This window comes from Streptomyces sp. MJM8645, from assembly GCF_001625365.1.
Classification (GTDB): Bacteria; Actinomycetota; Actinomycetes; order Streptomycetales; family Streptomycetaceae; genus Kitasatospora.
Window position 1 is genome coordinate 7,146,931 of record NZ_LJJF01000001.1, and the last position, 12,616, is coordinate 7,159,546.

General features: G+C 74.4%; 11 protein-coding genes. 2 read left to right on the forward strand and 9 right to left on the reverse strand.

Going from position 1 to position 12,616, the window contains the following annotated elements; translation table 11 throughout:
- The first annotated feature begins 190 nt into the window (after positions 1-190).
- Positions 191-1,588 (forward strand): streptophobe family protein, encoded by a 1,398-nt coding sequence (locus tag A6F73_RS30090; RefSeq protein ID WP_063350651.1) that lies wholly within the window; start codon positions 191-193, stop codon positions 1,586-1,588.
- A 21-nt stretch (positions 1,589-1,609) separates the two neighbouring features.
- On the opposite strand, the gene A6F73_RS30095 is transcribed toward A6F73_RS30090, so the two are convergent.
- The 4 genes from A6F73_RS30095 to A6F73_RS30110 form a co-directional block, all read right to left on the reverse strand.
- Positions 1,610-1,984 carry a DUF1304 family protein gene (locus A6F73_RS30095; RefSeq protein ID WP_063350652.1) on the reverse strand — a complete coding sequence of 125 codons (375 nt, stop codon included), beginning with the start codon at positions 1,982-1,984 and terminating at the stop codon, positions 1,610-1,612.
- Between the two features lie 71 nt (positions 1,985-2,055).
- Entirely contained in the window at positions 2,056-3,048 is a 993-nt protein-coding gene (locus A6F73_RS30100) for a serine/threonine-protein kinase (protein ID WP_063351672.1), read from the reverse strand.
- 101 nt (positions 3,049-3,149) lie between these two features.
- Positions 3,150-3,740, reverse strand: a complete 591-nt coding sequence (locus tag A6F73_RS30105; protein ID WP_063350653.1) for a hypothetical protein — start codon at positions 3,738-3,740, stop codon at positions 3,150-3,152.
- A gap of 129 nt (positions 3,741-3,869) precedes the next feature.
- On the reverse strand, positions 3,870-6,272 hold the full coding sequence (locus A6F73_RS30110) for an FHA domain-containing protein (protein WP_063350654.1): 2,403 nt from the start codon (positions 6,270-6,272) through the stop codon (positions 3,870-3,872).
- Positions 6,273-6,486: 214 nt separating this feature from the next.
- Here A6F73_RS30110 and A6F73_RS30115 point away from each other — a divergent pair, with 214 nt between their 5' ends.
- Complete coding sequence (locus A6F73_RS30115; RefSeq protein WP_159398580.1) at positions 6,487-7,758, forward strand: acyltransferase; 1,272 nt, start codon at positions 6,487-6,489, stop codon at positions 7,756-7,758.
- A gap of 49 nt (positions 7,759-7,807) precedes the next feature.
- On the opposite strand, the gene A6F73_RS30120 is transcribed toward A6F73_RS30115, so the two are convergent.
- Genes A6F73_RS30120 through hppD form a run of 5 tightly spaced genes read right to left on the reverse strand, consistent with a single transcriptional unit; the run spans position 7,808 to position 12,596 of the window.
- Positions 7,808-8,596 carry a DUF3050 domain-containing protein gene (locus A6F73_RS30120; RefSeq protein ID WP_063350656.1) on the reverse strand — a complete coding sequence of 263 codons (789 nt, stop codon included), beginning with the start codon at positions 8,594-8,596 and terminating at the stop codon, positions 7,808-7,810.
- Positions 8,597-8,629: 33 nt separating this feature from the next.
- Positions 8,630-9,598: a transketolase C-terminal domain-containing protein gene (locus tag A6F73_RS30125; protein ID WP_063350657.1), complete on the reverse strand. Its 969-nt coding sequence runs from the start codon at positions 9,596-9,598 to the stop codon at positions 8,630-8,632.
- Positions 9,595-10,665 carry a thiamine pyrophosphate-dependent dehydrogenase E1 component subunit alpha gene (locus A6F73_RS30130; protein WP_244293552.1) on the reverse strand — a complete coding sequence of 357 codons (1,071 nt, stop codon included), beginning with the start codon at positions 10,663-10,665 and terminating at the stop codon, positions 9,595-9,597. The genes A6F73_RS30125 and A6F73_RS30130 overlap by 4 nt, the downstream gene beginning before the upstream one ends.
- Positions 10,662-11,576, reverse strand: a complete 915-nt coding sequence (locus A6F73_RS30135; protein ID WP_063350658.1) for a phytanoyl-CoA dioxygenase family protein — start codon at positions 11,574-11,576, stop codon at positions 10,662-10,664. Before A6F73_RS30135 ends, A6F73_RS30130 begins: the two co-directional genes overlap by 4 nt.
- Positions 11,577-11,609: 33 nt before the next feature.
- A complete protein-coding gene (gene hppD / locus A6F73_RS30140) occupies positions 11,610-12,596 on the reverse strand; it encodes a 4-hydroxyphenylpyruvate dioxygenase (RefSeq protein WP_063350659.1) in 987 nt (328 codons plus the stop codon).
- Between the last annotated feature and the right edge of the window lie 20 nt (positions 12,597-12,616).

Below are 12,616 nucleotides of genomic sequence, written 5' to 3' on the forward strand. Positions count from 1 at the left end.
TGGGAACTCATCGAGGCTCCGTTTCGCAGGCGGCCGGCGGATGCGCCGACCCGGGAAGCTCCTGCCACTGGCCTCCATTTCCCCCCGGCTCCCCACCCGCCGCAACAGCAGGTGCGGAAACCGTCGCCGAGCGTGCCCGCCGGGTGTCGGCCACCCTGGAACGCGAAGCCCGACGCACCGAGGAGGCGCCATGCAGCAGCCCACCACCCGGGTCGCGGGCCCGCCCGGCGCCCTGCGCGGCTGGCTGGACGCGCTCGCCGTGGTGCTGGCCGGGTTCGCCGCCATGGCGGCGGTCGCCGCGCTCGGCCTCTGGCTGGCCGGCGCCGACGACCTCCCGGGGGGCGGCTTCCCGGCCGTGCTGGCCGGGGCGGTGGTGCTGGCCGTCGGCGGCGCCGTCCAACTCGACGGCGGAGCCGGGCAGTTCGCCGCAGTGGATGCCGGGATCAGTGCCATGCCGCTGTCCGTCTCGCTGGCCGGTGCGGTGGTGATGGCCGAGGTGTTCCTGCGGCAGCTGCGTTTTCGCGCGGTGGCCGGCGGCGGCGAACTGCTCGGCCGGATCGCCCGCACGGTGGTGCTCTGGCTGGTCGCCCTCGCGCTGCTCACCCTCGGCGCCCGGCACACCTTCGTCGTCCCGCTCGGCGGCGACCTGGCGCAGACCATCGGCGGCGCGCTCGGGCTCACCCCGGAGGTCGGCTTCCACGCGGACGCCCCGAGCACGGTCGGCATCGGGCTGGCCTGGCTGCTCGTCGTCCTCGCGGGCACCTTCGCGGTGTCCCGGCGGGCGCCGCTGCCGCGCGCCCTGCTGCCCTACCAACTGGCCGTCCGCCCAGCCGCGTTCGCGCTCTGGCTGGTCCTGCTGGCGTACCTGGTGATCGGGCTGGCGGCCGGGGTGTTGACCGCGATCGTGCACGGCAACGCCCGGCAGACCCTGGCCGTGCTGCTGCTCGCCCTGCCCGACCTGGTCTGGCTGGCCTTCGGCGTCGGGCTCGGCGCGCAGTGGCACGGGCGGCTCAGCGGCGCGCTCGGCCTGCCGGTGCCCAGGCCGCTCGCCGAGGTGCTGCGGGCTCCGGACGGGCAGCAGGCCACCATCAGCCTGGGCACCCTCGCCGACCAGGACGCGCGCAGCTGGTGGCTGCTGCCGCTGGCCGCCGTGCTGCTGCTCGCGGCCGGCTTCCTCGCCGCGTACCGCTCGCCGCGTACCGTCCGGCTCTGGCAGCACGCCGTCCGGTTCGCTCTGGCCAGCGCGGTGACGGTGCTGCTGGTCGGGCTCTGGACCAGGGCGGACGCCGACTACGGGCTGTCGGTGCTCGGCGTCGGCGTCGGCCAGGGCGGCCTCGGCGACCTGATCGGCTCGCTCCTCGGCGGCGCCAACCCGCTGGCCGGCCTCGGCAGCGGCAGCCTCACCCTGCGCCCGGTGCTGTGGACGGCCGTCCCGCTGGCGGCGGGCTGGGGCCTGCTGGCCGGCGCGCTGGGCGCCCTGCTGGCCGCCCGCACCGGCCGCCGGGGCGAGGTCTCCAGCGGGGACGTCCCCGGTGGCGACGTCCCCGGTGGTGAGGTCCCAGGTGGCGAGGTGCCCGGGGCGGGGTGACGGCTGCCGGGCGGCGCGCGCTCAGAACGCCTCGGCGATGAGGATCGCCGCCGCCGGCAGCGCCTGGGCGAGGGCGCCGCGCCAGACCTTCGGCTCCGAGGCGAAGAGGGTGATCCCGCCGGCGGCCATGAACGCGGCGACGTAGCTGATCACGGCGCGGCCGGAGGCGGCGTGCCCGGTGTGCAGCAGGACCAGTCCGGCGACCAGGCCGAGCGCCAGGAACAGGTTGTAGAAGCCGACGTTGAAGCGCCACAGCCGGACCTCCGGCGCGTCCGCCGTGCTGCCGGTGAGCAGGAAGCGCACCCGCGGGTGGCCGTACAGGAAGCTCTCCAGCGGCCACGCGAGGAGGTGGACCGCGGCGGCGATCACGGCGAAGACCTGGCTCACGGCGTTCATGGCGGTCGGCTTCCTGAGGGGGCGGTTTCCTGGCGGGTCGGTTTCCTGGCGGGCGGTGGACGGTACGGCGCTCACCACGGCGGCGGGTGGACGACCGGGGCGGCCCACGCGGGCGGCTCGGGCACGACGGCCGCCGCGGCGAGCCCGGGGACGACCGCCTGGACGACCCGGGTCGGCGGCCCGTTCCCGCTCCCGCTCCACGCCCTCGGCGCGGCGCCGAGGCCGGGCACGACGGCGGTGGCCGCGCGCAGCTCGGCGACGAACTGCAGGCAGCTGGCGTAGCGGTCCTGGGGGGCCTTGGCGAGCGCCCGGGCGACCGCCGCCCCGACGGCGGCGGGCAGGTCGGGGCGGTGGTCGCGCAACGCGGGCGGCGGGTCGTTGAGGTGCGCCCAGAGCAGTGCCACGTCGCTCTCCCGGCGGAACGGCGGGGCGCCCGCGAGCATCTCGAAGACCACGCAGCCGAGGCCGTACTGGTCGCAGCGCCCGTCCAGCGGCTTGCCGGAGATCTGCTCGGGCGCGGCGTAGTCCAGCGTTCCGACGATCTGGCCGACGCTGGTCAGGCCGCTCAGCGAGAGGGACTTCTTGGTGAGGCCGAAGTCCGCCAGGTACAGGTGTTCGGGGTGCTCGCTGTCCGTCCCGGCGGCGACCAGCACGTTGCCGGGCTTGACGTCCCGGTGGACCAGGTCGTGGTCGTGCGCGGCGTCGAGCGCGGAGGCGATCTGCAGGGCCAGCTGGGCGGTCCGCTCGGCCGAGAAGGGGCCGCCCCGGTTCATCAGCCCGCGCAGGTCGCCGCCCTCGACGTAGCGCATCGCGATGAACAGGATGCCGTCGTGCTCGCCGGCCTCGAACACCGGGATGATGTGCGGGTGGTCGATCGCGGCGGCGGCCTCGGACTCGTGCATGAAGCGCTGCCGGAACACCTCGTTGCGGGCCAGTTCGGGGGCGAGCAGTTTGACCGCGACGGTCCGGCCGAGCCGCAGGTCCTTGGCCCGGTACACCACGGCCATGCCGCCGCGGCCGATCTCGCGCTCCAGCCGGTAGCCGGCGATCCGGCGCCCGACCATGCCGGCCGGCAGGCCGGGTGCGGACGGCCGGTCGGGGTGGTCGAGCTGGTCGGACTTATCGGCATGGTCAGGGTGGTCTTCGGGCACCCGTTCGGCCGGGGTCACCGCGCGCCCGGCCGGGTGGGGGCGTACGGAGCGGGCGCGGGCCCCGGCGGGGTGGCGGGGGCGGGCGACGGCGTGGGGGACGGTGTGGGCGACGACCCGGGCACCGGCCGGTCGGTGGCCGCGTACGTCTGGAGCTGGAGCCCGTCGCAGTAGCACCAGCGGTCGCGCACCGGGTCGAACACCCAGAGCGCCTCGGCGTCCACGACCAGGCCGATCCGCAGGCCACGGGTCCGCTCCCGGAAGGCCTCCAGGTCCAGGGCGCCCGCCGCGAGGTCCTCCAGCAGGGCCCGGTAGCGGGCCACCGCGGCCTCGGCCTCCACGAGCGCCGGGCGCGGGTCCGCCGTCCGGGCGGGCGGGCCCCCGGCGGTGGGCGGCGGCTCCGGGAGGGCGACCAGCAGACGGCCGTCGACCCAGGCCGTCCAGCCGTTGGAGCAGAGGATCTGCGCCCAGTCGCCCTGCCGGGCGACCACCCGCACCGGCAGCAGCGCGTCCAGCCGGGTGGCGGGCCGGGCCGGGTCCGGGGCCGCCCAGGTGGCCATCCCGGCCGGTGGGGCGACGTGGGTGGGGCGGAACGCGAACTCGTCCATGGGCGGCTACATTTCCTCCGCCGCGCGAGCCCGCGGCTGCGCGCGGTCATAGCGATGGGACTCGCACCACAGGTCGCTTCCCACTGTACCGGCGGTGGTCGGCCGGGGCCCGGGGTCGCCCTTCGAGGCTCAGCGCCGCATGATCGCGGGCTCGTGCCGCCGCAGCAGGGCCAGCACCAGCAGCCCGTACGCGACCGCGAGGCCGGGCAGCACCGCGATGTCGAACAGCCAGCCGGCGCGCTCGTGGCGGAACATCGGGTCGGCGGTGATCGCGGTCGGGAAGATGCCGTGCAGCTCGACGGTGCGGGCCATCGCGGCCATGCCCCAGCGGGACGGGATCAGCCAGGCGAACTGCTCCAGCCCGGGTACGCCGTGCAGCTTGAGCATCAGGCCGCTGAAGACGATCTGCACCACCGAGAGGAGCACCAGCAGCGGCATGGTGGCCTCCTCCTTGTCCACGATCGCCGAGACCACCAGGCCGAGCATCATCGCCGAGAACGCCAGCAGCGCGACCGCGATGATCAGTTCGGGCAGCTGCGGCATCACCACCCCGGTCGGCACCGCCCAGGAGAGGTCCACCCCGGCCAGGCCGACCACGGTCAGCACGGCGGCCTGGGCGACCGTGACCGTGCCGAGCACCACCACCTTGGAGACCAGGTACGCCGATCTGGACAGTCCGACCACGCGCTCGCGGCGGTAGATCGCCCGCTCCTTGACCACCTCGCGCACCGAGTTGGCGGCGCCGGTCAGCAGGCCGCCGATGCACAGCGTGAGCAGGCAGTTCACGGCGTTGTCGGGGGTGAGCCGGGAGCCGGCCATCACCCGGCACATCAGGCCGATCACGAAGGGCAGCACCACCATGATGGTCAGGAACAGCCGGTCGGCGGCGAGCACCGCGGTGTACCGGCGCACCAGGGTGCCCAGCTGGGAGAACCAGCCCTGCGGCTTCTCCCAGCCGATCGGGTCCCGCCCGGCCGCCGGTGCCTGCGCCGGCCCCGCCGCCTCCGGCGCTCCCGATGCCGCGGCCGGCGCTCCCGGCACCGCGGCCGGCGTCAGGGACACCGCCTCGGCGGCGACGTACCGCTCGTACTGCGGGGAGGAGCGGAAGCGGCGCTGCCAGGCCTCGTGGTCCTCGCTCTCGAAGGCCTCGAAGGCCTCCGGCCACTCCGCGAAGCCGAAGAACGCCAGCGCCTCGCCCGGCGGGCCGTAGTAGGCCGTCCGGCCGCCGGGGGCGAGCACCAGCAGGCGGTCGCACACGTTCAGGCTCAGCACGCTGTGCGTCACCACGACCACCGTCCGGCCGTCGTCGGCCAGCCCGCGCAGCATGTGCATCACCGAGCGCTCCATGCCCGGGTCCAGACCGGAGGTCGGCTCGTCGAGGAATAGCAGCGAGGGCTTGGTGAGCAGCTCCAGTGCGACGCTGACCCGCTTGCGCTGGCCGCCGGAGAGGCTGCCGATCACCTGGTCGGCCCGGCAGGCCAGGCCCAGCTCGTGGACCACCTCGACGACCCGGGCCTCCCGCTCGTGCTTCGCGGTGTCGCCGGGGAAGCGCAGTTCGGCGGCGTAGCCGAGCGCGCGGCGGACGGTGAGCTGGGTGTGCAGGATGTCGTCCTGCGGCACCAGGCCGATCCGGCGGCGCAGTTCGGCGTAGTCGCGGTAGAGGTCGCGCCCGTCGTACAGCACGGTGCCCTCGTCGGCGGGGCGCAGCCCGGTCAGGGCGTTGAGCAGGGTGGACTTGCCGGCGCCGCTCGGGCCGGCCACCGCCAGCAGCGCCTTCTCGGCGAGCGGGAAGCTGACGTCGTCCAGCAGCACCCGGTGGTCGGAGCCGACCCGGACCACCAGGTGCCGTACGTCCAGGGAGATCTCGCCGGTGTCGGTGTACTCGACCAGGTGGTCGTCGGCGAGGCAGAGCGCGGAGTGGCCGATGCCGACGATGTCGGCCGGGCCGACCGGCGCCCGCTGCACCGGGCGGCCGTTGTGGTAGGTGCCGTTGTGGCTGTCCAGGTCGACGATCTCGTGGCCGCCGCCGGGCAGTTCGCGCAGTTCGGCGTGGTGGCGGGAGACCACCAGGTCGTCCAGGACCAGGTCGTTGTCGTGCGAGCGGCCGATCCGGACCGTGCGGCCGGGCAGCTGGAGCACCGAGCTGGGGCTGCGGAAGGTGCCGGAGGCCTGCGGGGCGAGCAGGGAGGGCCGCTCGCCGGGGTCGGGGCGGGGCAGGCCGGCGAAGGTCGCGGACGGGCCGTCGGCCGGGTCGCCGAAGCGCAGCCGGGTGCCGGGGCCGATGTCCTCGCGGTCGACCCGGTGGCCCTGGTCGTAGGTGCCGTTGGTGCTGCCGACGTCCTCCAGTAGCCAGTGCCCGTCGGTGGCCCGCAGCACGGCGTGGTGCCAGGAGACCCGGGGGTCGTCCAGGACGATCTCGCTGGTCGGGTCGCGGCCGAGGTGGTAGGCCAGGGCCGGGTCGATCAGCAGCGACCCGGTGTCGGTGACCAGGACGAGGGGCGGCGCGGTGGGTGCGCCCGGGCGCTCTCCCATGCTGGGCATTCTATCGCCGCAGCAGTCCAGCGGCCTTTCCGGATCCCGGGATTGGACTGGACCACTGTGACGGCGCGGCACTATCGTTCGGCGTGCCCGCACGCCACCCGCAGAACAACCGGGGACGGAACGCATGAACAGTTGGCCGGTGTTGCGAAGATCCCGGACTGTCAGGGCCGGCCGCGCCCCCGGAACGGTGCTGCACTGCGGCCTGATGGACACCATGCTGGCGGACCTCGCCGTCTCGGTCGTGCTCTACTTCGACCAGGCGCTGGACGAGGACCGGCTGGCCGCCGGACTGGCCCGCGCACTGGACCGGGTGCCGGTGTTCGCCGGGCGGCTGCGCACCGGTGAGGGAGGCGCCCTCGAAGCGGTCTGCGACGACTCCGGCGTCCCGCTGGACGTCTACACCGTGGACGGCACGCTCGCCGAGACGATGGGCCGGGTGACGGCCGCCGGCTCCGAACTGGTCGATCCGGTGGACGCCCCGGCCGCGCGCGGCGGCGGCGTCCCGCTGCTCACCGTCCGGGTCACCCGCACCGGCGACGGCGGGACGGTGCTGGGATGCTCCTGGCACCACGCGATCGGCGATCTGCACAGCTTCATGCTGCTGCTGCGGATCTGGTCGGCGGCGGTCGAGGACGAGGAGCTGCCGGAGGCCGAACTGGTCGAAGACCAGGACGAGTTGCTGAACCGAGTGCTCCCGGCCGAGGACTGCGGACGGCCCGGCTTCCGGGTGCCCTCGACGGCGCAGGCGCAGCTGCTGGCCCGCGAGGTGGCGCTCGGTCCGCGGGCCAATCGGACCGTCCAGATCTACTTCGGGGACGCCGAAGTCGAGCGGATGCGCACGGAGTTCAGTGCGACGGCCAGCCGGCGGCTCTCCTCCGGTGACGTGCTCTGCGCCCATGTCGTCAGCACCATAAGGGAGTTGGACGGCGACAAGGCGGAGCGCTGGCTGACCGTACCGGTCAACGCCCGGCGCTGGCTCGGACTCTCACCCGCCCTGGTGGGCAACCTGCTGGGCGACGTCCACGTGTCGCACCGGCCCGAGGGCGGCCCGGCGGCGCTCGCGGGCGCGCTGCGGGTGGCGGTCGAGGAGTTCCCGGCCGCCCACCTCAACCTGCGTTCCAACCTGGGCTTCCTGGCCTCGCTCGGCCGCTCCCGGCTGCGGGACTGCGTGCCGCTGGGCTTCGACCCGCAGGAGCGCCGGTTCAGCTTCTCGAACTGGAGCCGGTTCGGGGCCTATCGGGTGAGCTTCCAGGGGCACCGGCCGGTGTTCTTCAGCCCTGCTGCCAACTACCCTCTTCCCTGGGTGAGTTGGACGGTCGAGGGGTTCGGCGGCGCCGGCTACCTGACCACCGTGGTGCTGCCGGCCCGGCTCGCCGCCCGGGTGCGGGGGGCGGAGGGCCGGGCCGCGCTGCACCGCTTCCGGACGGCGGCGGACGAACTGCCCGCGTCGGCCGCCGCCGTCCCGAAGGTGGTCTGAGCCGCACCGCGTGTGGCGTGAGGCGCTTGTGAGCCGCGCCCCGGCCGCGCTACGCGAAGGCGGCCTCGATCGCCGTCCACAGCTGCACCCGGGCGCGCAGCGCGGTGCGGACGGTCTCGGCGCACTCGTCCCACTTGGCCTGGTCGTCGCCGCACAGGTCGATCAGCATCTGCATCGCCATCGGGGTGTGCTGCTCGCCGTCCACCTCGATGTGCCGGGCCAGGTAGTCCTTGAAGACGGTGAGCACGCCGTCCGGGTCGTCGATGCCGACCACCTGGGCGAACATGTCCGGGATCAGGTCCTCGCGGCCGAAGGCGAAGGCGGCGGCCCGGCAGTGCACCGGCGCGTTCTCGATGATCGACCAGGTGGTGCCGGTGAAGTCGACGGCGGCCTGCGGCACCGCGGCGGCCTTCAGCGCCTCCGGGACGGCGGTGCCGGTGCCCAGCAGCCCCAGGAACTCCTCCACCGGGCCCGGGTCGGCGCCGGCCTGCCGCATGCCCTCGACGTACAGCTCGAAGTGGCTGGTGTAGCCCTCCCCGAGTTCGTCGCTCTCCTCGACCAGCACGATCTCGTTGATCAGCCGGCGGCTGGCGGTCGGCCCGCTCGGGACCCACGGGACCTCGACGCTGGTGAGGTCGCGCTGCAGGCTCTTCAGCAGCGACATGAAGTCCCAGACCGCGAAGACGTGGCTGTCCAGGAAGGTGCGGACGCGCCCGATGCTGGTCAGCCCGCCGTACACGCCATGGCCGACCACCTCGCGGCGCAGCGGGTCGATGGCCTGCTGGAGGCTGGTCAGGCCGGGGTGCGAACGGTCCCAGTGGTAGCGGTTGGTGGACAAGGCGGCTCCTTCTGCTCGGGGGTCTCAGGGGTCTCAGGGGTGCTTGAGGACGGCGTGCAGGGCGTGGCGCAGCTGCTCGCGGCCGGGCTGCAGGGCGCGGTCGAGGGCGGGGGCGAACGGTAGGACGGTGCCGTCGGGGCGGGTGACCCGGCGGGGCGGGGCGACCAGGCGCATCTCCTCGGCGGCGGTGGCCAGCACCTCCGCGGCGAAGCCGCAGCTGCGGTTGGAGTCGTCGAAGACGACCAGCCGGCCGGTGCGTTCCAGCGAGGCGGCGAGCGCGGCCCAATCCATGGGGTACAGCGTGCGGGGGTCGAGGACTTCGACCGAGATGTCCTCGGCGACCTCGTCCGCCACGGCGAGCGCGTCGTGCACCAGGTGTCCGACGGCGACCACGGTGACGTCGGTGCCGGGGCGGTGGATCCGGGCCCGGCCGAGCGGGATCGGCGCGAGGTCCCAGGTGACGGTCTCGCGCACCGGGAGGGCGGCGGCGGGCGCGAACACCACGACCGGATCCGGGTCGCGGATCGCCGAGCGCAGCAGCCCGTAGGCGTCGGTCGGGGTGGCGGGCACCACGGTCTTCACCCCGGCGTGCGCGAACAGGCTGTACGGGTGGTCGGAGTGCTGCCCGGCCCAGCCGTCCCGGGAGCCCGAGCCGGGCACCAGGCAGGTCAGCGGGACGCTCGCCTGCCCGCCGGTCATCAGCGAGAACTTGTGCGCCTGGTTGACGAGTTGCTCGAAGACCAGGAACAGCAGCGAGGGGATCTGGAACTCCAGCACCGGGCGCCGCCCGGCGAGCGCCGCGCCGATCGCCATGGCGGTGAAGGCCTGTTCGGACAGCGGGGTGTCGACGATCCGCTCGGGCCCGAAGCGGTCCAGCAGGCCGAGCGTCGGGCCGGCCATCCCGGCGCCGATGTCCTCGCCGAAGACGCAGACCGCCGGGTCGTCGGCGAGTTCGTCGGCGATCGCCCGGTTGAGGGCCTTGGTGTACGAGAGCCTGGTCATGCCACCGCCCCGGCTCGGGGCCGCAGGCCGTCGGCGTACAGGTGGTCCGACGCGCCGGCCGGGTCGGGGTGTTCGGAGGCGAGGGCGAACTCCTCGGCGGCGGCGAGCTGGCGGGCCACCGCGTCGTCGACTTCGGCGACGGCCGGCTGCTCCAGCTGGGCGGCGGCCCGGGGGAGCGGGTCGCGGGCGCGCCAGGCCTCGACCTCCTCGGGGGTGCGGTAGTGCAGTTTCATCCGGCGTTCCATGGTGTGGTGGCCCTCGTAGCGGTAGGTGCGGCATTCCAGGAAGCCGGGGCCGCCGCCGGACCGGGCCCGTTCCACCGCGCGCAGGGCGGCGGCGCGGACGGCCTCGGTGTCCATGCCGTCCACCTCCTCGGCGGGGATGCCGAAGGCGGCCGCCCGCCCGGTCGCGCTGCCCGCGACCGCGGTGGCGGCGGGCAGGGTGGTGGCGTAGCCGTTGTTCTCGCAGACGAACACCACCGGAAGCTGCCACATCGCGGCGAGGTTGAACGACTCCAGCAGCACGCCCTGGTTGAGCGCGCCGTCGCCGAAGAAGGCCACCGCGACCCGGCCGTCCCCGGCCTGCCGGGCGGCCCAGGCGGCGCCGACCGCGATCGGGGCGCCGGCGCCGACGATGCCGTTGGCGCCGAGGATGCCCAGCGAGAGGTCGGCGGCGTGCATCGAGCCGCCCCGGCCGCCGTTCAACCCGTCGACGCGGCCGGCGAGTTCGGCGAGCAGCCGGTGCGGTGCGGCGCCCCGGGCGAGCACGTGGCCGTGGCCGCGGTGGGTGCTGGTGAGCCGGTCGGCGGGGCCGAGTGCCGAGCAGACGCCGACCGCGACGGCCTCCTGGCCGATGTACGGGTGGATGCCGCCGGGGATCGCGCTGGCCTTCACCAGGCCGAGCGCCAGCTCCTCGAAGCCGCGGATCAGCCGCAGCATCCGGTAGCGCTCGGCTGGCGTGTCCAGCGGCGCGGTGCCGGGAACCGCGGTGCCGGGAGCAGTGGTGCCGGGAACCGCGGTACCGGGAGCCGCGGTGCCGGGGGGCACGGTCGCCGGGGGAGCCGTCACCGGGCCCCTCGCCAGATGGTCGGGCAGAACTGCGGGTCGGCGTAGTCGGGCCGGCCGTCGGCGGTGCGGCGCACCAGCACGTCGTGGTTGTACACCACCGGGCCGCCGTCCGCCCGGGTGTGGTGGCGGTACTCGTTCGCGCCGTCCTGAAGGTGCAGCGAGACGGCCCGGCGCGGGAAGGAGGCCAGGTTGGGGCCGCTGCCGTGGTAGGTGCGGCAGTGGTGGAAGGACATGTGGCCGCGCGGGATGTGCATCGGGACGATGCGCACCTGCTGCCCGTTGTGGGCGGCGTTGGCGGCCAGGATGTCGTCGAGTTCGGTGCGGTCGCGGTCGGCGAAGTGGCGGGTGGAGTCCTCGCCGGAGTCCAGCTCCCGCCAGCGGTGGCTGCCGTCCACCATGGTGATGGTGCCGTTCTCCTCGCGGCAGTCGTGGAACGGGATGAACGCGGTGAGCATCTCCTCCGAGGTGGAGGTCTGCCAGTAGTGCTTGTCGAAGTGCCAGGGCACCTGGTTGCTCGGCTCCCCGGGCACCGGCGGCTTGTAGATCAGGGTGGCCTGGAACACCCGGATCTCCTCGGCGCCGGCCAGCAGGGCGGCGACCGCGCCGATCAGCGGCTTGCGCAGGATCGCGCCGATGGCGTCGCTCTCGTAGTGCACGTAGTCGTTGTGCCGCTGGATCGGGCCCTGCGAGGGCTCCCAGGCGGCCAGGCGCGGCGGGCGGGCGGGTAGTTCGCGGTCGCGGTGGCCGCCGTAGTAGAGCTCGGTGGCGGCCTGGAGGGTGTCCAGTTCCTCGTCGCTGAACAGCTTCCGGGACAGGTACCAGCCGTGCTCGCGGTAGTGGGCCACCTCCTCGGGCGTGGGCAGCAGGGCGTGTTCGGCCTCACTGAGGCGGAACTCGACGGCGGTGGTCATGGGGTGTGCCCCTTCTTGAGGTGTGGGCGGCGGTCAGACGGCGGCGTCGGAGCTCTGCCGCTCGACGGCCTCGTACAGGGCCTTGATGTTCGCGGTGCCGAAGGTGCCGGCGCCCTGGCGCTCGATCAGCTCCAGGAAGTACGTCCGTCGCGGGTGGGTGGAGCGGACGAAGATCTGGAACAGCTGGCCGCCGTGGTCCTGGTCGACGAGCACGTGCAGGTCGCGCAGGGTCTCCACCGGGATGGCCGTCTCGCCGAACCGCTCGGCCAGGGCGTCGAAGTAGGCGCCCGGGGTGCTCAGGAACTCCACGCCGTTGGCCCGGGCGGTCCGGACGGCGGTGGCGATGTCGCCGGTGCGGAAGGCCAGGTGCTGCACTCCGGCGCCGTCGTGGGAGGCCAGGAACTCGTCGATCTGGCCGGGCCGCCGGGTGGTGTCCGGCTCGATCAGGGTGAAGGTGACCTCGCCGGAGGCGCTCTGCACCACGCTGGAGTCCATGGCCTGCTGGCCGACCTCGATGTACTCGCCGAAGATCCGGTGGAAGCCGAGCGCGGCCTCGCAGAACCGTACGGCGTCGGCGAGTTCGCCGGCCGGGACGCAGATCGCAACGTGGTCCAGGGCGTCCAGCAGGCCCGGCTCGTCGGCGGGTTCGGCCGAGGGCAGCGGCACGAACCGCAGGGCGGTGTCGCCGAAGCCGGCGATCAGCCCGCCGGCCCGGTCCAGCACGCGGGCGCCGTGCCGCTCGGCGCGCTCCAGCGCGGCCTGCGGGTCGGTGCAGGCGAGGGCGAGGGCGGCGACGCCGTCCCCGTGCCGGGCGACGAAGCCGGCCACCGGGTGGTCGGGGTCGGCGGCGGAGGCCAGGTGCATCCGGATCGAGCCCTGGCGCAGCCGGATGGTACGGGCGCCGTCCGGTGCGGTCTCCGGGGCGTCGGCGGTGAAGTCGAAGTCGGCGCAGAGCCCGGCCGCGGTCTTGTCGGCGTCCGCGCAGTGGAACTCGACGTGGGTGATGGACTGGATGGACAACGGGATCTCCCCCGGAGGGA

Excerpts from the sequence above, each read along its gene's own strand:
- A6F73_RS30090 (WP_063350651.1), top strand. The coding sequence starts at position 191 with ATGCAGCAGCCCACCACCCGGGTCGCGGGCCCGCCCGGCGCCCTGCGC.
- A6F73_RS30095 (WP_063350652.1), bottom strand. The coding sequence starts at position 1,984 with ATGAACGCCGTGAGCCAGGTCTTCGCCGTGATCGCCGCCGCGGTCCAC.
- A6F73_RS30100 (WP_063351672.1), bottom strand. The coding sequence starts at position 3,048 with ATGGTCGGGCGCCGGATCGCCGGCTACCGGCTGGAGCGCGAGATCGGC.
- A6F73_RS30105 (WP_063350653.1), bottom strand. The coding sequence starts at position 3,740 with ATGGACGAGTTCGCGTTCCGCCCCACCCACGTCGCCCCACCGGCCGGG.
- A6F73_RS30110 (WP_063350654.1), bottom strand. The coding sequence starts at position 6,272 with ATGGGAGAGCGCCCGGGCGCACCCACCGCGCCGCCCCTCGTCCTGGTC.
- A6F73_RS30115 (WP_159398580.1), top strand. The coding sequence starts at position 6,487 with ATGGACACCATGCTGGCGGACCTCGCCGTCTCGGTCGTGCTCTACTTC.
- A6F73_RS30125 (WP_063350657.1), bottom strand. The coding sequence starts at position 9,598 with ATGACCAGGCTCTCGTACACCAAGGCCCTCAACCGGGCGATCGCCGAC.
- A6F73_RS30135 (WP_063350658.1), bottom strand. The coding sequence starts at position 11,576 with ATGACCACCGCCGTCGAGTTCCGCCTCAGTGAGGCCGAACACGCCCTG.